Here is a 21652-nt window from a genome sequence, read left to right on the forward strand (position 1 = left end):
CGCGCCGAACACACCCCAGACGGAAATCCCGGGCGGCCCCACAGCGGCAAACGCACCCCGGGCGGAAACCCAGACGGCCCCGCTCATCGCCCAAAAACCGCTAGCTCTTACCGAACCTGGCGCCCTTGCGAACGCGGCCGCTTGCGAACTTGGACCCCTTGCGGGCGTCACGGCGAAGGCGCTCGATCACCTCGTCCTCGCTGGTGCCTTCTGCCAGGGCCTTGAGGTGCACCACCGCGTCGCGCAGGCGGGCCGCCTCCTCGAAGTCCATGGCCTCCGAGGCGCTGCGCATGTCATCCTCCATCTGGGCGATGATGCGCTGCAGCTCGTCGGGAGGAAGCTCGGAAAGCTCTTGCGCCAGGCGCTGGCCATCGGAAGCCTCCACGCCGGGAGCCGCATCCGCCCCGCCCTCGCCCGCCGGGGTGAAGAACTCGCCGTGGCCCAGCGAGTCGCCGCGGCTGCGGTCGCGCTTGCCCAGGGTCTCCGAGGCTTCCGCGATGAAGCTCGAGATGTCGTTGATGGCCTTACGGACGGTCTTGGGCTCGATGCCGTGCTCCTTGTTGTAGGCCATCTGGATCTCGCGGCGGCGCGCCGTCTCGTCGATGGCCTCGCGCATGGAGTCCGTGATGGTGTCCGCGTACATGATGACCTCGCCCTCCGCGTTGCGCGCGGCGCGGCCGATGGTCTGGATGAGAGAGCGGCGGTTGCGCAGAAAGCCCTCTTTGTCCGCGTCGAGGATGGCGACCAGCGAGACCTCCGGCAGGTCCAGGCCCTCGCGCAGCAGGTTGATGCCAACCAGCACGTCGATCTTGCCAGCGCGCAGGTCGCGCAGGATCTCGACGCGGTCCAGCGTGGCGGTGTCCGAGTGCATGTAGTTGACCTTGACGCCGGCGTCGAGCAGATGGTCGGTGAGGTCCTCGGCCATGCGCTTGGTGAGCGTGGTGACAAGCACGCGCTCGTGACGGGCGGTGCGGACCTTTATCTCGTCCAGCAAATCATCGATCTGACCGCGCACGGGGCGCACGTCGATCTTGGGATCGAGCAGGCCGGTGGGGCGAATGATCTGCTCCACGTTGTTTTGGCTCACGCGCAGCTCGTAGTCGCCCGGCGTGGCCGAGACGTAGATGAACTGCGGGATGCGCGCCTCGAACTCGTCGAAGCGAAGCGGGCGGTTGTCCAGGGCGGACGGCAGGCGGAAACCGTGCTCGACCAGCGTGACCTTGCGCGAGCGGTCGCCCTCGTGCATGCCGCGGATCTGCGGTACGGTGACGTGGCTCTCATCGATGATGCAGACCATGTCCTTTGGGAAGTAGTCGATGAGCGTGAACGGGGGCTCGCCGGGTTTGCGGCCGTCCAGGTGGCGCGAGTAGTTCTCGATGCCGTTGGTGAAGCCCATGGTCTCGAGCATCTCAAGGTCGTAGTCCGTGCGCTGCTGCAGGCGCTGGGCCTCCAGGAGCTTGTCCTCCGCCTTGAGTTCTGCCACGCGGTGCTCCAGCTCTTCCTCGATGGTCTTGAGGGCGGCCGTGACCTTGGGCTTCTCGGTAACGTAGTGGGAGGCGGGCCATACGGGGATGGCGTCGTACTCGCGCAGGATCTCGCCCGTGACCTCGTCGATCTCCGCGATCAGCTCGACCTCGTCGCCAAAGAACTCGAAACGCAAGGGGTGCTCGGCATAGGGCGGGTAGACGTCGACCACATCGCCGCGCACGCGGAAGCAGCCGCGCGACAGATCGTAGTCGTTGCGGTCGTACTGGATGTCGATGAGGCAGTGGATGAACTCGTCGCGCTCGAGCGGCACCTTCTTGTCCACGTTGGGCGCCAGACCCGCATAGTCTTCCGGGCTACCGATGCCGTAGATGCAGGACACGGACGCGACCACGATGACGTCGCGGCGAGACAGCAGCGAGGCCGTGGCCTGGTGCCGCAGCATCTCGACCTCCTCGTTGATGGAGGAGTCCTTCTCGATGTAGGTATCCGACTGCGGAACGTAGGCTTCTGGCTGGTAGTAATCGTAGTAGGAGACGAAGTAGACCACCGCGTTATGCGGGAAGAACTCCTTGAGCTCGCTTGCAAGCTGCGCGGCGAGCGTCTTGTTGGGTGCCATGACCAGCGTGGGCTTGCCCAGCGCCTCGATGGTCTTTGCCATGGTGAAGGTCTTACCGGAGCCGGTAACGCCCAGCAGCACCTGGTAGCGGTCTCCGTCTTTTACACCTTTGACCAGCGATTCGATGGCTTGGGGCTGGTCGCCGGACGGCTCGAAGGGCGAAACGACCTCGAAAGCGGCCGGCTCTCCCGTGACACCGAAGCGGCGAAGCTCCCCGCCTACGCGTTCGACCTCGAAGTTCTCCATTGCTCTCCCCTCTTTGAACGCTGTGTTCACAACCATTTTGCCATGTACCGCAAAACCGCGCACCGTATACGCGCGAGCGCAGCACGATGCGCTGGCAGATTGACATACGGGGAGACGGGGAGCCTACATGAACGCGTCCGGATAGAGCTGGCGATAGCGATCGTGCGCGTTGTTGACGCGGATAAGGTAGGCCTGCGTCTCCGGGAAGGTAATCGCGTTATGCAACGACGTATCCTGCTGGACCCAATCATCGACGTTGCCCATCCCGCCGTTGTAAGCGGCGATGGCCCGGTCCGCCGACCCGTTGAAATACGTGATGAGGTAGGAAAGGTAGGCGCTGCCGAACTCGATGTTGACCGCGGGATCCTCGAGGTCGTCCGCGGAATAGAGCGAGCCGTCGACCAAGCCCTTGTCCACCATATCCCGGGCGGTCTCGGGCATAAGCTGCATAAGCCCGCGCGCGCCCTGGCTGGACTTTGCATCGGGGTCCCATCCGGACTCGGTCTCGATTACGGCGGCGACAAGATAAGGGTCCACTCCGTGCGCGGAGGCAGACCGCGTGATCTCGTCCTCATATTTTAAGGGGAAAATGGCGCTTACCAGCAGCGACGGCGCATAGGAGTACGCCGCCGAAACGCCGCCCACCACGGCCACGGCCAACATGGGCAGCACGCGGTACCACGCCAGCAGGCGAGGTCGCTTAGCCATGAAGCGTCTCCTCTGCTGCGGGGAGCGCAAGGCCGTAGCGGTCCACCAGCGCGTCGAGCTCGCGGAACAGCGAATCGTCCGCGCAAGCGTTATCGATGACGTAGGTCGCCATGGCGATCAAGTCTTCCTCAGCAGGCTGGCATTCTGCGCGGCGGTCGAAGTCATCGGCGTCCATGCCGCGCTCCACGGCGCGAAGGCGTCGCGTCTCCAGCGGGGCCGTCACGGCAATCACTTCATCTGCCAGCGCGAACGCATCGGCAAAACCCGCGGGGGCAGAGATCTCCACCACAGCAAGCTGGTGCTCCGGAACCATGACCGAGCAGCAATTAGCCGGCAGCAAGCGAAGCCCCAGCTGCTCCAGCAAGATGGGATGGACGATGGCGTTGAGCCGCGCGGCGTCCTCCGGCGTATCGAACGCACGGCGAGCAAGGACGGCCCGGTCGATGCCGCCCATGGCGTCGAGCACGTCCCAGCCAAACTCCTCCGCAATAGCGTCCACAACGGCGGAGCCGGGCTGATAGAGGCCTTTGGCCAGCTGGTCAAGGTCGATGCGCATGGCGCCGCGACGCTCGAGGTAGCGAGCGGCCGTGGATTTGCCCGAGGCGATGTTCCCTATGAGAAAGAAAGTAATCATGGTTACCTATTGTTGCTCAAAAGCACATCCGGGCGTAAGCGCGGCAGAAGTCTTCGTCCTAATTACACGCGAGCGCCGCAAGCGACAGGGCCCCGCGCGGGAACAACCCCGCAGACCGCGCGGGCGAAGCCTCGTACCCTAGGCGTCGCGAGACCCGGCAGCGGGCGCGCCCGCCGCGGCAAGGGGACGAAGAACAGTCAGTACGCTCAACAGCAGCGAGCCCAACGCAATCGCACCCCCGACGAACCCGATGAAACCGATGCCCACCCCGGACACCACCGCGCCGCCCAGCGCCGTACCCGAACCGATACCCAAGTTGAAGATACCTGAGAAAATGGACATGGCCACGGTCGAAGAGTCCTTATCGCAGCAGCGGATGATCTCCGACTGGTAGGCGATGCTGAACGTGGTGGCGAACATGCCCCACACCGCGCAGGCGGCGCCAAACGCGACGGGCGCCGAAGCGGTGAAGCGCATCAGCAGCAGGCCCGCAGCAACCCCCGCGCACGAACCGGCCAAGAACAGGGCGCGGCGGCGGTCGTAAAAGCGCGTCATCGCGACGCTGCCGACGAGCCCCGCGATGCCGAAGACCGTGAGCATGAGGGTTATGAGCGCGTCGGGCATACCGCCCACCTGCTGCAAAAACGGTTCGATATAGCTATAACCGGTGTAGTAGCCCGTCGCGAACAGTATCGTGGTGGCATAGATACCCATAAGAACGCGATTCTTGAGCAGCAGCGGCAGCTGGGCCAGGGTGAACGGTTCTTCCGCCGGCATCTTGGGAAAGCACGTCATCAAGTACACGACGGTAGCCGCGGCCACCACCCCGACGATGGTGAAGGTCATGCGCCAGCCCACCAGCAAGCCGATGGCGCGGCCGATGGGCAGCCCGAAAATCATAGCGATAGACGTTCCGGTCGCAACCATGCTGACGGCAAGGGCGCTATGGCGTACGTCGACCAAGCGAGAAGCGCACACCGCCGCAATGGACCAGAAGACAGCGTGCGCGCAGGCAACCACCAGCCGGGCAAGCACCAGCACGAGATAGCTGGGCGCCGCCGCGGACAGAAACTGTCCCAAGGAGAACAGCGCGATAACGCCGAGCAACAGCTTTTTGAACTCGATGCGCGACGCCGCCATCATAAGCGGCAGCGACAAGATCATGACCGCCCAAGCGTACACGCTGATCATGATGCCGGCTTGAGCCTCGGTAAGTGAAAATGTTCCCGCGATATCCGTAAGCAAGCCGATGGGCATAAATTCCGATGTGTTGAACACAAACGCTGAAAACGTCAGACCGATGAGCGGCAGCCATTGGCGCAAAGTGATTCCCTTTTGCATCAACGCACTTCCTTAACTTGTAAACTCGATAGACCGCAAGACCAACTGGTGAATTATACGGAACTCCCCCTTCTTTCTAAGACCGCCATCGCAACCGTTATGAAATCGTTTACATTGCCCTAACGCAAGAATCGAATGCGCGGAGTCATAGGGCGACCACCCATGCGGCGACTCGTCCATCCTTAAAGATGCGAACATCTGTTTGTGTCTATGCTATGATAGATAGTTACATAAGAGCAAGGGAGGGAGGCTATATGGACGATAAGCGGATCAAGCAGGCTCGATTCGCCGACGTGGCGGCACGTTCACAGCGAGTCGAGCGCGCTCGCGCCCTCATAGACCAGATAGTCTCCGATCAGAAGGCGCGCGGCAACTCCCATTTCTCGTCCAACGTATATCAGGACGAGCCGCTGCTTAAAACCGGTCGCCAAATGGCCAGCTACCTCCCGGATCGCTATCGCGAGATGCGGGCCATATCCCGTTGGGATGAATCCGGCACGGGCGGGCGCGGACGATGGCTCAGCGAGGCCGAGCTGTTCTGGCGCCAGGGCACCTTTATGGCGGATTTTGAGGACGACTGCCCCTACCGCGGCAACTTCAAATCCTATTACCCCACGTACAACGCCATGAGCGACCGGCAACTGCGCGGCTACTTCACCTGGCGCTCACGCATAAGGGCGGGCGAGCTGGCGGAGGCGCCGGACGCCTTTGCCCTGGTGTACATCTACGAGGTGCTCTGTGGCATTGGCGTGGATGATCCGCTGCGCGGATTCGAGACGCTCAAATGGTTTTGCGACGCGTGGGACAGCGAAGAAAAGGACATCAAGCGCCATGGGCTGACCTGGCAGCAAGACTACGTGGTCTACCACGACCTTGACCCCAAGTTGCTCGCCCAGACACCGTCCATGGAGTTCGAGGCGTCGCTTTACGCCTTTGCCCGGGCGCTCGCGAGCTACCGCAAGGGCGCGGGGTTGGACGAGATGGACGAGCCGTCTGACACGGTGGGCACGACGGCGGAAGCGGCGACAAGGACGACGGCGACAAGGATGACGACCGCCAGAAAGCGCAAGAGCGGCCCGCTCCCCCGCCCGGACGCCGATGTTGCCAGTGCGATGCTTGACGCCGCGGCGCGGCTCTCCGCCCATCGGATCGACACGGACGAGTTTTATCGCGAGCACCGAGATGACATGCGCGCCGTGACGGCCTCCGTCCTCGTCCGCCTTGACCAGCACCATCGAAACACCCGCGGCACAACGCTGGTCGAAGTTCTCTTTGGCAAGCGCATAGAGATGTCCTACACCATGTTCGCCTCGGCGGTGTTCTTTGAGGAGCGCGCCCACGCAGACGCCCACGTGACCCTCAACCCGCTTCGGTCCTACCGCTGCACCAAGGGCCTTTGGACGTGCGACCGCGTCCATTGCGACCAGGGGCGAAACATCAAGCTGGGCAACATCCTAAGGGAGATCGACCGCAGGATGCGCATTGCATGGGAATGGCCGCGTCTTTTGGACGAGGACGGCACCAAGACGCCCAAATACCTGCAAAAGATGATCGATACCGAGATCAAAAACCAGCTTGAATGGTCACGCGCGCACCAACCGGTTCGCATCGACATCGATTTGAGCAAGCTCTCCGGCATCCGCAGCGCGGCGGCCCAAACCCGCGAGGCCCTTCTCATAGAAGAGGAGCGCGGCGATGCGACGGCGAGCGGGTCCGCCTTGCTTGAAAGCGCGGCATCGGTTGCGGGGGTCGACGTGCCGAGCACCGCCGGTTCCCGTCCGGCGCCACCGCAAGCATCTGGACCGGCGCCATCGCAAGCATCTCCAAGCTTGGCTAAGCATGTGGACGAGGAGCCGCGGGCTGCGGCGACCCGGCCGCCCGCAATGCTGCAGGGCGGGCCGTTCTCGCCAGAGCAAGCATCCTACCTGGCAGACCTGCTCGCTGAATCGGCCTCGCCCCGCGTTCCCGTGGGCACATCTGAGGACATGCTGGTAGATGCGATCAACGACGCCGCGTTCGACCTGGTGGGAGACACCATATTGGAATTTGCAGCAGGCGGCGTGCGCCTTATAGATGACTACCGTGAAGACGTGGAAGGATACATCAATGGATAGCCCCGTGGCACAAAACCCCGTAGCGAACGGCGCGACGGCGGGCGGTGCGGCGCCGACCAGCACAGCGATGGATGCCCCCAGGCCCATCGACTTCTCCAGCGCGCCGCGCATCCCCAAGCGCATCGCCGCCGTCATCCTCAACTCGCTCAAAGGCGGCGTGGTACCGCGCATCGGCCTGCCCTACATCACGGTGGGCCGCGAGACGGAGATACGCGCGCTGCTAACCGATCTGGACCTTATCGCCGACGGCGGCGCATCGTTTAGATTCCTCGTCGGGCGCTACGGTGCCGGCAAAAGCTTCTTGCTGCAGACCATCCGCACGCACGCTATGGGTGAAAACTTTGTGGTAGCAGATGCCGACCTGTCGCCGGAGCGCCGTCTGCAGGGAGGCCAGGGACAGGGTCTCGCCACGTATCGCGAGCTCATCCGCAACCTTTCGACCAAAACTCGTCCAGAAGGCGGCGCGCTGATGCTGGTGCTCGACCGTTGGGTCGCCGCCATGCAGGGCTTGCAAGCCGACGCATCGCCCGACGGCACCGTCTCGGACGGCGAAGCGCGGGTGCGCGCGTTTTGCGCCTCGCTTGAAGAGATGGTCCATGGGTATGACTTTTCGCGCATGCTCATGCTGTACTACCGTGCGACCGTTGAAGGCGATGACGCTATGCGCGGATACGTCGCCAAATGGCTGCGCGGCGAATACCGCACCAAGACCGAGGCGAAAGGCGAGCTGGGCAGCACCGCGATCATCACGGATGACGACTGGTATGACTACATCAAGCTGCTGGCGGCGTTTTTGCAGGGCGCGGGCTACCGTGGCCTGCTGGTGCTGATCGACGAGCTGGTCAACCTGTACAAAATCCCCAACGCCATCAGCCGGCAGTACAACTACGAGAAGATCCTGCAGATGTATAACGACACGCTGCAGGGCAAGGCACGCCACCTGGGCATCATCATGGGCGGCACCCCCACCTCTGTGGAGGACCGGCGCCGCGGCGTCTTTAGCTATGAAGCGCTCCGCAGCCGCTTGACGCAGGGCCGTTTTGCCCGCGAGGGTATGAGGGACATGCTCGCCCCCATCATCCGCCTGCACCCCCTCACCTACGAGGAGCTGCTGATCCTTATCGAGAAGCTCGCCCAGATACATGCCGGCTACTTTGGTTACACGCCAGCGTTGACCGAGCTGGACTTGGTTGGATTTCTCACGGCGGAATTTGGACGAGTTGGGGCCGAGAGCCACCTTACCCCGCGCGAGGTGATCCGAGACTTCATCGAGCTTCTGGACATTGCCTACCAGAATCCGAACACGTCCCTGCCGGAGCTTTTGGGATCCGCCGGCGCGAAGGATGGGGCCGCGGCGACGTCAACGCCGGACGCAACGGTGGCGCCGGGTGCCGCAGGGGTGCCTGGTTCCGCAGGAGCGCCTGGTCCCGTAGCGATGCCGGCCTCCGCCACAGGCAGATCCGACGCCGAATTCGCCGAGTTCACGCTGTAGCAAAGTTCACGTTGCGGCTTCCCCTGACACGGCAACGTCAACGTTGATGAAACATAGAAAAGGGGCGCTTTTTGATTCGCTGGAATCGTAAAAGCGTCCCTAATCCCGTCTCACCAAAACGGTCTATAGAACCGCGGGCAAAACCGTGGCCATGCCTCGGTCGACCCGCGGTAAATGCGGGCCAAACCGCGGCCAAGCCGCGGCCAAGCCCGCAAGCTAAACAAACCAGAAAGCAGCCTTACTCCTCGGCGTCCTCGGCGGGCTTCAACGCCTCGGCAGACTCGGCGACCACGTCGGCATCGGCGCGGTGACCGTCCGCATCGCGCTCCAAGTCATGGATCAGCTCGCAATAAGCGTTCTCCGGGGCGGTCTTGATGGGAGCCTTCTTGGAGTAGAGCTTCACCGCACCCGCGGTCTTGTTGATGGGCTGCAGGGTGCCGGCGCCGGCGACGCAGCCGCCAGGACAGGCCATGCCCTCAAGCAGATAGCCGTTGAACTTGCCCTTGATGGCAGCCTTCATCATCTTGCGGCACTCGTCCAAGCCCTCGGCGTTGGTAACCTTGACATCCATGTCCGGGTGCTCGCGGTGGATAGCGTTCACCACGGCGTTGGCCACACCGCCCGCCACGGCAAAGGAGCGGCCGTCGGCGCTGGCGACCTCGAAGTCGCTGGAACCCTCGCCGGCGAGCTTGGTGTAGTCGATGTCCTTGGCCTCCATCATGCCGGCCATCTCCTCAAAGGTGAGGACAAAGTCGACCTCGCTCTTAACGCTCCTGCGCTGCGCCTCAAGTTTCTTTGCCGAGCACGGGCCAACGAAGACGATCTTAGCGTTGGGATGCTGCTTGCGGATGAGGCGGGCGGTCAGCGTCATGGGCGTCAGAGCCATGGAGACGCAGTCCGCATGCTCCGGGAACTCCATCTTTGCCATGACCGACCACGCCGGGCAGCAAGACGTGCCCATAAACGGAATCTTGTCGGGCACTTCCTCCAAGAAGTCCTCGGCCTCCTGCACCGCGCACAAATCGGCGCCCAGGGCGACCTCCTCCATACCGGTGAAGCCCAGGGCCTTAAAGGCCTCGCGCAGCTTGTCCACGTTGCCCTTGCCGCCAAACTGGCCGACAAACGCGGGCGCGACCTCGGCGATAACCTCCTCACCGGCAAGAATGGCCTGGATAACCTGGAAGATCTGGCTTTTGTCCGCAATGGCGCCAAACGGGCAGTTGACCAAACACTGTCCGCACGAGACGCATTTGCTGTAGTCGATCTGCGCGCGGCCCTGCTCATCAGAGCTGATGGCGTTCATACCGCAGGCAACGGCGCACGGGCGCTCATGATGCTGGATGGCACCGTAAGGGCACACGCTGGCGCAACGCCCGCACTTGATGCACTTCTCCTGGTCGATGTAGGCCTTCTTGTCCTTAAAGGTGATGGCCCCCTTAGGGCAGATCTCGCGGCACGGGTGAGCCAGGCAGCCCTGGCACGCATCGCTCACCTTGTACGAGTTCTCCTCGCAAGCGTTGCAGGCGAACTTGATGACGTTGATCAGCGGCGGCTGGTAGTAGGTCTCCGGCTTGGCGGCCTCGGCCACGCCCTCGGACAGCTTCGCGGGCTTGTCCACACCCTGCAGCGGCAAGCCCATCGCTAGACGAATGCGCTCGCCCACGATGGCGCGCTCGAGAAACACGCTCTCGCGGTACGTCGCGACGTCGCCCGGAATAATCTCGTACGGAAGCTCGTCCACCCAGCCGTAATCTCCCGACTGGCTCTCATATGCAAGGCGCGCTACCTCGCGAAACACGGTACGGCGAATCTGGGCGAGGCTGGTGTAAACCCCGCGCATCGAATTGCTCATAACAGTCTTCCCCTCTGTAACAGTTTGTTCTCTGTTGAGCCTATAGCGATGATTAACATTTTATAATCGTTGTCGCATATTCGACTAGACCAGTCGACGTTTCTTGGTGTTTTGAGTCGCATTTTGACCGCGCCCGGGCGCCCCTGATCGCCATTGAAGGGATATCGACATGAAGAACAACCACAACACGCCTGCTTCTGTTGATAAATACCATCTGCTAGAAGCCGCCGCCTGCCGCGCCGCCGACAGCGCCGTCATGAGACGCCGCGGTTTCCTCACCGGGGCGCTCGCCCTCGGCCTCGCCGGAGCCCTAAGCGCGTGCACCGGCAACGGCAACGCCGCCGGCTCCGCGACGGGCTCCGCAGCCGCAGCGGGTTCCTCGTCCGCAACCGCTTCCAAGACAACCGTGCGTGTCGCCTCGCTCAAGGGCCCCACCTCCATGGGCCTGGTTGGCTTTATGCAGAAGGCGGGCCAGCTCACCGCAGAGGGTGCCTCTGAGATGGAAGGCTCCGGCAAGGACCTCATCAACGCCTACGAGTTCCAGATGATGACCGCCGCGGACCAGATCATGCCCTCCATGATCAAGGGCGACCTCGACATAGCGCTGCTGCCCGCCAACGCCGCGAGCGTGCTGTACGCCAAATCCAAGGGCGCCGTGCGCTGCCTCAACATCAACACGCTGGGCGTGTTGTCGGTGGTAACCGGCGACGCGGCAGTCACCGCATTTGAAGACCTCACCGGTCGCACCGTCTACCTCACCGGCAAGGGAACCACGCCCGAATACGTCATGAACTACCTGCTCGATGCCGCGGGTATCGCGGACACCGTGACCCTTGAGTTCAAAAGCGAGGCCGCAGAGGTTGTCTCCGTACTCGCTGCCGACCCGCAGGCCGTGGGCGTACTGCCCCAGCCCTTTGTCACCGCGGCGCAGGTCAAGAACGCCGCGCTCGCCGCTCCCGTTGACCTTACCGAGGTTTGGGAGTGCCTCGCCAGCGACACGGGCAGCCAGCTTCTCACCGGCGTGACCGTTGCCCGCGCAGCATTTGTGGACGAAAACCCCGATGCCGTGGACGAGTTCATACGCGAGCAGGCAGCGTCCGTCGACGCCGTCAACGCAGATCCCGCCACCGCGGCCAAGCTTGTAGTCGCCGCGGGCATCGTTGAAGCCGAACCGGTGGCAGCAAAGGCGATTCCCGCCTGCCACATCACCTGCATCGAGGGCTCCCAGATGCGCGATGCCCTGGAGGGCTACCTCGACGTGCTCTATAACGCCGACGCCTCATCCGTGGGCGGAGCCATGCCAGGCGACGACTTCTATTACCAGGCATAGTGGAAGGCGCGGGAAGCGATGGGTTGCCGAAAGCACGGTGTGGAGAGCAGGGTCGCTAAAGCCGGGGCTATCTTGTTTTGGATTGTCGCCTGGCAACTCACCAGCATGGCGGCTGGCAGCGAGTTTGTCCTGGCGGGCCCACTGGATGCCGTCGCCGCCCTAGCGCACCTGCTCCCCAGTGCCGAGTTCTGGCGAAGCGTCACCTTCTCCCTCGTCCGCATCGTCGGTGGCTGTGCGTTCGCCTACCTGGTCGCCGTCCCGCTCGCCCTCGCCGCCGCCTCGCATCCCACCGTGCGCACGTTACTGCAGCCCGCGATGGGAGCAATCAAGGGCACGCCCATCGCCTGCACGGTGGTCGCGCTGCTCATATGGTTCGGCTCTGGTAATATCAGCGCCATCGCGGTCGGCCTAGCAGTGCTGCCCGTCGTCTATTTTGGCGTGCTGCAAGGGGCGGACCGCGCCGATCCGCGCATGAGCGACCTTTTCCGTGCTTTTGGAACCCCTGTGCCTGTGCGTTTGCTTGCGCATACGTGGCCACAGATCCTCCCCTACCTTCGGGCCGCCAGCCAGTCTGCATTGGGCATGAGCTGGAAGGCCGGCGTCGCCGCAGAGCTCATCGGCGTACCAACAGGGTCTATAGGAGAGCGGATCTACCAAGCGAAGCTCTTGCTAGAAACCGCCGACCTGTTCGCCTGGACCATCGCCGTGATCGTCCTCGCTTGGGCATGCGAACTCGTCGCACTACGCGCGCTAGACAGCAGCTGGCCCGCGTTCGCGAGACTCGCGTTACAATTCCGTCGCCGTGCATCGGACCAACCCCGCCCCTCGGGCACATTTGCCCATGCCGGAGCCCCGGTCTTTTCCGCCACAAGCCTTGTCTGCGGGCACGATGGCGCCCTGGCCTGCGGGCCATTCGACCTCGCACTTTGCCCAGGCGATATCGCATGCGCGGAGGGTCCCTCCGGCGCCGGCAAGACAACACTGCTGGACACCATAGCCGGCGAGCTCGCCCCTCTGTCCGGCGAAGCCGTCCGCAAAGCCACGACCGTCGCGCGCGTCTATCAGGACACCCGCTTGGTAGAGGACCTCTCCGCCATCGACAACCTGTTGCTCGTCACCCCCGCGGACTTCTCTTCTTCCAACGCCCGCGAGCGCCTCGAAGAACTACTGCCCGCCGACGCGGCCGACGTTCCCGTGAAACGACTTTCCGGAGGCCAGCGGCGCAGGGTTGAATTGGCCCGCGCGTTTGCAGCGCCCTCCGACCTCGTCCTGTTAGACGAGCCCTTCACCGGTCTGGACCCACGCGCTCGAGACCTCGCTCGCGCGCACATTCTCTCGCATATGCACGGCAAAGCGGTGCTCATCTCAGCCCACGATGCTTCAGAGCTAAGCCTTCCGTTTTCGAAAACAGTTCCAGCGGAAACAAGCAGACCTTTGTCCTAATTAAAAGAAGCGAACGACCCCACACCCATCCAGGTGCCACCAGATGCATTCGCGCTCCGTACAGCATGGGCAAAGCCTACCTCTATACCTTGCGGCAGCTCGATCTCCGCAGCACGTCATTTCTTAGATAGCGCAGAGGGCAAAATCGGTTGTATAGACCACAGATAAGAATTGGCCTCGATTATGACGTTGCGCCGTCCACCTCTAAAGGTCGATTTTGCATATTGGGAATTGGTTTAGATCGAAGATCTCCCTTCGGCGAGAAATTAGCCTGTCTTTTCTCGACCCGCCTCCGCCATCTCAAGGGGGAGATGGCGGCACAAAAGCAGGGCGCACTCGAAGCGGGTAAGAAAAACGCAGGCGGCACAATATACTAGAATGCCCATATGACAATCAACCTGCAGCAAAGGACCATTCATGCCTGATTCAATGTCAGCATCACAAAGCCTCGATGTGTCAACGGTATATTTCGAATTTCTATCGGCGATATTCGGCCGTTACTCCAAACCTATCGGATACCTGATTCTCGCCCTGCTAGCACTGGGCATCGCCTACTTGACCTTCCTCATCGTTCGCGGCATCTACCGAAGCCATATGCGTAAAAAGTTTTATCGACGCGAGGGGATAGAGCTTCCAAGCAATGTCCTCGTAAAGGTCAACAGAGATGACAACGATCCCATGATCGAACTTCACTTTCCATATTGGACTCACTCCAACAAAAACGGAACCAGAGACAAGCGGTATTCGAGCAACCCAATTGTCCTGCCCAATAGCACCGTTGTATCTAGCCATTGGATTCTGAAGTCAAATAGCCCAATTAATGCCACGAGAGCAGCCTGCTGCCTTCGTCGTAAAGGAGAGCCCATTCCCTTTTGCGAAGTCGAGCGCAACGCCTACCTCGAAGAAAGTCATTCCAGAGAAATACATAATCGAGCAACTAACCTCAATTCATTCATCAGACGGTTCAGCTCGCCGTTTGAATTTGAATCATACTGCGCTGACCTGCTGAATAAAAACGGTTGGATAGCCCGAACAACAAGGGCAACTGCAGACGGTGGCTTTGATATCGAAGGGGTTGACCCCCAAGGGCGCAAGTTCATCGCAGAGTGCAAGCTCTTTACCAAAAGCAAGGCAAGCCGTCCCGCAATCCAAAAACTTGTAGGTGCGGCACAACTTGAAAAAGCCGATCGCATGTTGTTCTTCTCTCCAAGCGGCTTCACTGTAGAGGCAGAACAATTCGCCTCAGCGGTTGGCTGCGAGTTGTTCGGTTTCTCCAGCATCGCCAATATGCATAACAACAGCTTTAGCGCACCAGCGCACAGCGACTTTGATATCAACGACTTCGAGATAAGCAATGAAAGCCTTTATGCCTATTATCCCGACGATTATCGATAGCCCAGCCACCTGACAGCCAATTTGCAAATCGACACCAGCTGGCGCTCTGGAACATTAATGCTAATATAGAACATACGTTCTTTAGTCTTCAAATCAAGCAGCACGGAGGTCGACCATGAGCGCATTCGATCGCTACGCACCCTTTGTGCAGGACTTTATCTACAACCACAACTGGGAGAACCTGCGCTCCATCCAGGTCGCCGCGGCGGACGCCATCTTCAATACGGACGAGAACGTGCTGCTCACGGCAAGCACCGCGTCTGGCAAAACTGAGGCAGCCTTCTTCCCCATCCTCACCGAGCTGTGGGAGAACCCGCCCGCAAGCGTTGGCGCTATCTATATCGGTCCACTGAAGGCGCTCATCAACGATCAGTTTTATCGCCTTGGAGACCTGTGCGAAGAAGCGGATATCCCCGTATGGCACTGGCACGGCGACGTCTCTGCCTCGCACAAAGCGAAAATGCTCAAGCATCCCAGCGGCATCCTGCAGATCACGCCCGAATCGCTCGAAGCGCTGCTCATGCACAAGCACGCTGCTGTGCCGCGACTCTTTTGCGACCTGCGCTACGTGGTGATTGACGAGGTCCATTCGCTGCTTCGCGGCGACCGCGGCGGACAAACCCTCTGCCTTATCGAACGCCTGGGACGCATGGCCGGCGTAAACCCGCGCCGCATCGGGCTTTCCGCGACAATAGGCGACCCAGAGCGTACCGGCGCGTTTCTCGCCAGCGGCACGGGTCGTGGCTGCATCATCCCACGCTTTGAGGAGCCGCACCGCGTCTGGCGCCTGTCCATGGAGCACTTCTATATCACGGGCCCCCAGACAACCGAGCGAGCATTGCAAGACCACGGCCCCCAACAGGCAGACGTCCTCAAAGTCGAACGCGTAGCGAGCGGCGAAGACGGAGGCGATGCGGACGACGATAGTCCCCGCATGGCGCCGCAGGCCCTTCCCGATCCCGACGGCGTGACCGTGCTCGATGCGGATGACAACGCGCTACTCGCCCCCACCGATACCGCACCCGATAACGCAGACCCCGGCATAGGCTACATCTTCGAGCGAACGCGAGGCCGCAAGTGCCTGGTCTTTGTCAACTCGCGCGAGGAGGCGGAAGCCGTCTGCTCCATGCTGCGCAGCTATTGCGAGGCGCGGCATGAACCGGACCGCTTTCTCATCCATCATGGAAACCTCTCTGCCAGCTACCGCGAGACCGCGGAAGACATCATGCGGGATGAGGAGCAGCTGCAAACAACCGTCACCACCGCGACGCTTGAACTTGGCATAGACATCGGGCGGCTGGAGCGCGCGTTCCAGATCGACGCGCCGTTCACCGTCTCCTCCTTCCTGCAGCGCATGGGACGAACGGGGCGGCGCGACGATCCGCCGGAGATGCATTTTGTCATGCGCGAGGAGCAGCCCGAGCCACGCAGCATGATGCCGGAGACCGTGCCGTGGAAACTCATCCAGGGCATTGCGCTGGTGCAGCTGTATCGCGAGGAGAAATGGGTTGAGCCGCCCGCGCTGGACCGCCTGCCCTACAGCCTGCTCTACCACCAGGTCATGGCCACGCTCGCGTCCTGTGGGGAGCTCTCCCCCGCGGAACTCGCCCAGCGCGTGCTCACATTGAGCTACTTCCACCGCGTCTCCGCAGACGACCTGCGCGTGCTTCTGCACCACCTCATCGATACGGACCAAGTCGAGGTCACTGAAAGCGGCGGGCTCATCGTGGGTATCTCCGGCGAGCGCGTCACCAACTCGTTCAAGTTCTATGCGGTGTTCCAGGAAAACGAGGAGTTCACGGTGCGCTGCGATTCATCCGAGCTGGGCACCATAGTCAATCCGCCACCCGCGGGCGAGCGCATCGCCATCGCCGGGCACTGCTGGCTGGTAGAAGAAGTCGACTGGAAACGCCATTTGGTGTTCTGCACGCAGGTTAAGGGCCGCGTGCCCGCCTACTTTGGCGACTGCGCTGGCGATATCAACACGCACGTGCTTGAGCGCATGAAGCGCTCGCTAGAGGAGCACGATGTCTACCCCTATCTGCTAGGCAATGCACGCGCCCGTTTGGCGCAAGCGCGCCACGTTGCGGCCAATGCCGGCGTGGCGGGGCGCGAGTCCCGGCCGCTCATCAACTTGGGCGGAGACACGTGGGCGCTCTTTCCCTGGCTGGGCAGCTACGCGTTCCTGGCGCTGGAGCGTCTTCTCAAGATCAAGTGCGCAGACGAGCTTGGCCTTAAGGGACTTGACCCTTCTCGTCCCTATTTCATGCAATTTAGGATGAAGACAGACGAGGAGACGTTCTATCAGGTAGTCGCCGCGGAGGCAGAGGCCAATTTCGCCCCCATCGATCTGGTATACCCCGGCGAGGTACCGTACTTTGACAAGTATGACGAGATGCTGCCCGCAGAATTGGTTCGCAAGGGCTTCGCGGAAGGCGTGCTCGACATAGAGGGCATGCGCGAGCGCGTCACAGGCTGGCGCGATGCGTTCGCGGCGTTCGCATAGCCCCGCGCTCGCCCGCCGCATAGTGCCACACGGCTCAGAAGCTCGCTAATCGCGAAGGACCTCTCCGAGGAACCCCTCGTCATACGGAACAACGGCGGGCACGCTGACGTCCGAGTCCGTTGCGATGACGAGGAAGTTGTCCTCCCCGCCGAAGCGCTCGTCCTCGCAGGGCACGATGTGCACATGGGGGAAAACACGCGAAAGCGTCGCCACCTGGTCGCGCAGGAAGGTAAGGTCCCCGCAGTTATCGCGGGAGACCACATTGGTCAGGTAGATACCCCCGGGCACCAGGCGACGGCGAATCGCCTGGGCCGCCTCGAGAGTCGCCAGCGACGCCACCGGCTCGGCACCCACGAAGCAGTCGTTCACGATCGCGTTGTACTGCAGGCGGCCGCGCAGATACTCGCGGGCACCGCGCGCCGACCCAAACGGATTGAGCGTATGCGCTCGGTGCCCCGCATGGACCGAACGATGGGCGGGATCGGGCAAGCTGACTTCAAAAAGGCGATCCTGCTGGTCGAGAAACGCGCGCGCGTCCGCAACAAAGACGCGCATGCGATTGCCGCGGGCTCGGGCGGCATCACCCAGGCGCTCCTCAAGCTCGTCCACAAAAAACCAGCGGCGTGCAGCAGAAACCACCGCAGGATCGATCTCCACAACATCAAGAGAGATTCCCTCGCGCGTGGTGAGCAGATGCTTTGGGTATGCAAACCCGCCGCCTCCCAGCATAAGGACATCGGTCATACCGTGCCCAAAAGCAGAGGCAAGCGGGGATTCCGCCGAAAACATGGTATCGAAACCGCGATAGTACTCGAACACGGGTTCAAAGCGGTGCTCGCCCGTATACGTCGCGGACTGAAACACACCGCCGGACCTGAGCACGCGCACGGGGTCTTTTGGATGAGAAGGAGCGATGCCCGCCCCATCGCCCGCCACCGCGTCGCCCGCTTCTTCATCGTCCACTTGAAACATGCGGGAGCGCGGCGTGTACACCAGGGCGCAGCCGCTATGCGTTCGCAAGGGATGCGCGTCGAAAATGCGCGCAAGCGCGGCGGCGGACGCAACGGAAGCGAGCGCCAGCGCGGCAACACCCGCTGCAACCCTTGATGATGTGGAACGAAAAACCATGGCTCCCCCTTGCTGAGAAACGCAGGTGCTGCGAGCGGACATTGGGAATGGACGCAGCGAACAGGCTACAGATCGCGGCGCTGGTAAAGGCCGTTGTCCTCAAAGCCCAGGCCGCGGTAGTACCCGCGCGTGCCCACAGCGGAAATAACGTTGATGCGAGTATATCCCTCATCGCGAGCGATTTCGCAGGCGCGCTCGACCAGTCGGCGACCCAGACCCAGATGCTGCGCCGCGGAGCCCACCGCCCCCGCCTCGCCCAAGCGAGCGACCGCGCCGTAAACGTGAACCTCGCGGATCATCGCCTCGCCCGCGCGCACGGGCAGCTCGTCCACATGATCGGCGAGGTAGTCCGTATGCGGCAGCGACAGGCGCAAGAAGCCCGCGATGCGCGTGTCCTGGTCCACCCACTGCAAGAAGCGCTCCGAGGTATTGGTGGTCTCATAGCGGACCTCGTCCAAACGCAGCGCATCTACGTCGACCAAGCCCGTGCCCACCTCGCGGTAACGAATCTCGCGCACTCGCTCACCGACGGCGAGTCGCTGCTCCACCATTTGACGCAGGTTGGGCTTCTTGTTGCCGGCTTTGATGTCATTGGACGAGAAGTCGCGAATCATGCGCGAGATGCGGCAGAACGAGGGCGTGGCGAGCACGTCGGCGGCGAGCACGTCCATGAGGACGTCTTCGGTATACGGAACCCATGCGCCGCTATCGAAATCGCGACACAGACGCGCCCCCTCGATGAGCGCGCAGGGATAAAGCTTGATCTCATCGGGCTGATAGGGGGCCTCGGTGACCAGGCGCCGGTAGTCGCACTTGTCGCTTTCCGGCGTTGCGCCCAGCAAGTTGACCATGGCGTGCGCGTGAATCTTGAACCCGAAGGCGCGCAGCAACTCGAAGGCGCGCTGGATGCGCTCGATGCGGATGCCGCGATCGTTGGAATCGAGAATCTGCTGGTCAAGACTTTGAATTCCCATTTGAATCTTAGTTGCGCCCAACTGCCGGATGAGCGTGAGCGCGTCTGGCGTCACGGCATCAGGACGAGTCTCGATCACCAGGCCAACCACGCGATGGCGCGCGGTCTCGTTGGCGTGCTGAAGCTGGACGAGCTCTTCCAGCGTGGCGGATTGCATCCGCGCGGCGCGGACCCATGCATCGCTTTCGCCATAAAGACGAGCGAACGCGCGATTGTAGTTGAGCTCGCCCGTATCGATAGCGCGCTGCTGTTCCGCCGCGAACGCAGCGAACTCTTCGGCGGTCTGCGGGAAGCCGCACTCGCGATAAAACGCTCGACGGGCAGCCACGTACGCCGGAACGCCGGCGTCTCGCTGAGAGTTCGCGTCCGCGCACGTCGCCGCATCGAGAGCAGAAGGGTTATCCGCAAGCATGGGGTTGGCGGCCACGTCCGCTATCGCGCTATCGTTCAGCGCGCGGAACAGCTCGGACACAAACCAGATTTGGTATCCACGGGGATAGTCGCTCCACGTGCCGCCCAAAATGATGAGCTCGATCTTGTCGATGGCGTGCCCCATCTGCGACAGCGCCGTCAAGCGCGCGGACACCTGCAAGTAGGGGTCGAACCACGTTTGCTCGGCGCGCTCGCACGCGGGCTCGCCGTGCAGATAGCTCTTGGGCATGCGGATATCATTGGGGCAGTAGCGGCAATCGCTGGAACACGGCCAGGGCTTGGTGATGACCGTAATGGTCGCCACGCCCGACGCCGTGCGCCGCGGCTTCATGCGCAGCACCGCCAGCAGCTTCTCCTCCAACTCCGGCGTCACTCCCCAGGACGCCCAGCGCTGGGGCTCGTCGCGCTTGACGCGCTGGTAAAACGGCAGTAGCCGACGCTTGGCGTAAGCACGCTTGTCCGCGGCGTCGCGCCGCGCCTGGGCGTTGATGATTTTCACCAGCGAGCGGTCGTCGACCTCGCGACCGACGGCAAGCTCGCTCAATATGTTCAAAATGATGTCTTCCATGACAGGAATTGTATCGTAAAGAACGGGGCATCGTCTTGCTCCCCCACCTGTCGACTCGCATATGATTATGCTTGCAATACCAGAGAAGATCGCCCCGCTCCCTCGTCCTCGCCAAACAGAAAGCCCCCTTACATGGACAACGCCACCGCCCAAAACTTTATCGATCTCAACACGCGTTTCTATGCGGAACACGCCGCTTCCTTCTCGGCCACCCGCAGCGCGCCATGGGAAGGCTGGCGGCACGTGGCAGACATCGCGCGCGAGCACTTTGGCGACACGCCCGCCGCGCTCCGAGTCTTCGACCTGGCCTGCGGCAACCTGCGATTCGAGCGCTTCTTGGCAGAGCAGCTTCCGCACACCTCGCTACATGCCACCGCGATCGACAACTGCCCCGCGCTCGCCGCGAACATGAACGAGCTTGCACGCGTCGACTACCACAGCCTCGATATCCTGACCTCCCTTCTCGCCGAGGACGAGTATGGAAGCGATGACGCGATCGCAGGTTCCCGGACCCCCGCGCTCGATACGGCTTTTCCCCACGTCTCCTGCGATCTTTCCGTCTGCTTTGGCTTCATGCACCATGTGCCGGGCGCAAAGCTTCGCCAGGCCGTACTCAGCCGGCTCATCGACGCCGTTCGCCCGGGCGGCATCGTCGTTGTCTCGTTTTGGCAGTTCATGAATGATGAGCGCATCGCTCGCAAATCAGCGCGCTCCCTCGACCTCGCACTCGCCCAGCCTCCGTTCGCGGGCTTCGCCTCCAGTTCGCTGGAAGAAGGCGACCACCTCCTTGGCTGGCAAGCCAACGATGCGGCCTTTCGCTATTGCCACCATTTCTTAACAGCCGAGATAGACCAGCTTGCGGCATCGGCCTCGCCCCTCGCCGCGCCCATCGACACATTCTCTGCAGACGGATCCAACCACAGCCTAAACCGCTACCTAGTGCTCCAGCGAAACGCTTAAGGGCGGGGCAGCAAACATGCGCCTATGGGGTGTGCCCTCCGCGCAAACGGGGCACGCCCTCTACGCAAGCTGATTTAATTCATGCGGAGCAAGCCCCCACGGGACTTTCGCGCCTTCGTAAGCCTTCAGCATAAGCATGCCTGCGCAGTTCTTGAGGATAATTGCATCCATTTCAAAAAAGTCTTTGTATACCAGCTTGGTAGACTTTTCCTACCTGCACCTTCTTACAGACAACAGGGGTGTCTACTCAGCAAAATCCAAAATCGATGCAATTATCCGTCATATCTGCACGCGCCTGGCCAACCCCACCGCTTATACCGGGTACAGCACTGACAAATATACCCCATATGAGGAATAAAAACCCACGATCAGAACCCGCTTGCCTCGCCCGCCGCGCAGCCCACACACATAGAGAGCCGCCAACCA

14 protein-coding genes are annotated in these 21652 nt (G+C 61.9%); 7 read left to right on the plus strand and 7 right to left on the minus strand.

Annotated features, from left to right (window positions below; translation table 11 throughout):
- Positions 1-100: 100 nt before the first annotated feature.
- From uvrB to B3H65_RS08610, 4 genes are all read right to left on the minus strand, one after another.
- A complete protein-coding gene (gene uvrB, locus B3H65_RS08595) occupies positions 101-2350 on the minus strand; it encodes an excinuclease ABC subunit UvrB (protein WP_286684908.1) in 2250 nt (749 codons plus the stop codon).
- 123 nt (positions 2351-2473) lie between these two features.
- Positions 2474-3058: a lytic transglycosylase domain-containing protein gene (locus B3H65_RS08600; protein WP_286684909.1), complete on the minus strand. Its 585-nt coding sequence runs from the start codon at positions 3056-3058 to the stop codon at positions 2474-2476.
- The gene (gene coaE, locus B3H65_RS08605; protein ID WP_286684910.1) at positions 3051-3692 is read right to left on the minus strand and encodes a dephospho-CoA kinase; all 642 of its coding nucleotides are present in this window, start codon (positions 3690-3692) and stop codon (positions 3051-3053) included. The genes B3H65_RS08600 and coaE overlap by 8 nt, the downstream gene beginning before the upstream one ends.
- Positions 3693-3830: 138 nt before the next feature.
- Positions 3831-5033 carry an MFS transporter gene (locus B3H65_RS08610; protein ID WP_286684911.1) on the minus strand — a complete coding sequence of 401 codons (1203 nt, stop codon included), beginning with the start codon at positions 5031-5033 and terminating at the stop codon, positions 3831-3833.
- A 254-nt stretch (positions 5034-5287) separates the two neighbouring features.
- Between B3H65_RS08610 and B3H65_RS08615 the strand changes: the two genes are divergently transcribed.
- Complete coding sequence (locus B3H65_RS08615; RefSeq protein ID WP_286684912.1) at positions 5288-7147, plus strand: TerB N-terminal domain-containing protein; 1860 nt, start codon at positions 5288-5290, stop codon at positions 7145-7147.
- Positions 7140-8639, plus strand: coding sequence for an ATP-binding protein (locus tag B3H65_RS08620; RefSeq protein ID WP_286684913.1), 1500 nt, complete (start codon positions 7140-7142; stop codon positions 8637-8639). Before B3H65_RS08615 ends, B3H65_RS08620 begins: the two co-directional genes overlap by 8 nt.
- A gap of 238 nt (positions 8640-8877) precedes the next feature.
- Here the strand turns inward: B3H65_RS08620 and B3H65_RS08625 are convergent, their stop codons facing one another.
- On the minus strand, positions 8878-10491 hold the full coding sequence (locus B3H65_RS08625; protein ID WP_286684914.1) for a 4Fe-4S dicluster domain-containing protein: 1614 nt from the start codon (positions 10489-10491) through the stop codon (positions 8878-8880).
- A gap of 169 nt (positions 10492-10660) precedes the next feature.
- On the opposite strand from B3H65_RS08625, the gene B3H65_RS08630 reads away from it, so the two are divergent.
- The 4 genes from B3H65_RS08630 (at position 10661) to B3H65_RS08645 (ending at position 17165) form a co-directional block, all read left to right on the plus strand.
- Positions 10661-11821 carry an ABC transporter substrate-binding protein gene (locus tag B3H65_RS08630; protein WP_286684915.1) on the plus strand — a complete coding sequence of 387 codons (1161 nt, stop codon included), beginning with the start codon at positions 10661-10663 and terminating at the stop codon, positions 11819-11821.
- Positions 11822-11839: 18 nt separating this feature from the next.
- Positions 11840-13264 carry an ATP-binding cassette domain-containing protein gene (locus B3H65_RS08635; RefSeq protein WP_278561388.1) on the plus strand — a complete coding sequence of 475 codons (1425 nt, stop codon included), beginning with the start codon at positions 11840-11842 and terminating at the stop codon, positions 13262-13264.
- A gap of 417 nt (positions 13265-13681) precedes the next feature.
- Entirely contained in the window at positions 13682-14659 is a 978-nt protein-coding gene (locus B3H65_RS08640; protein WP_286684916.1) for a restriction endonuclease, read from the plus strand.
- A 115-nt stretch (positions 14660-14774) separates the two neighbouring features.
- Positions 14775-17165, plus strand: a complete 2391-nt coding sequence (locus B3H65_RS08645) for a DEAD/DEAH box helicase (RefSeq protein WP_286684917.1) — start codon at positions 14775-14777, stop codon at positions 17163-17165.
- A gap of 45 nt (positions 17166-17210) precedes the next feature.
- Here the strand turns inward: B3H65_RS08645 and B3H65_RS08650 are convergent, their stop codons facing one another.
- Positions 17211-18293 (minus strand): spermidine synthase, encoded by a 1083-nt coding sequence (locus tag B3H65_RS08650; protein WP_286684918.1) that lies wholly within the window; start codon positions 18291-18293, stop codon positions 17211-17213.
- Between the two features lie 65 nt (positions 18294-18358).
- Entirely contained in the window at positions 18359-20266 is a 1908-nt protein-coding gene (locus B3H65_RS08655) for an elongator complex protein 3 (protein ID WP_286684919.1), read from the minus strand.
- A gap of 132 nt (positions 20267-20398) precedes the next feature.
- On the opposite strand from B3H65_RS08655, the gene B3H65_RS08660 reads away from it, so the two are divergent.
- Positions 20399-21226 carry a class I SAM-dependent methyltransferase gene (locus tag B3H65_RS08660; RefSeq protein ID WP_286684920.1) on the plus strand — a complete coding sequence of 276 codons (828 nt, stop codon included), beginning with the start codon at positions 20399-20401 and terminating at the stop codon, positions 21224-21226.
- Positions 21227-21652 lie beyond the last annotated feature (426 nt).

The sequence above is a fragment of the Collinsella sp. UBA1693 genome, from assembly GCF_002320115.1.
GTDB lineage: Bacteria > Actinomycetota > Coriobacteriia > Coriobacteriales > Coriobacteriaceae > Collinsella > Collinsella tanakaei.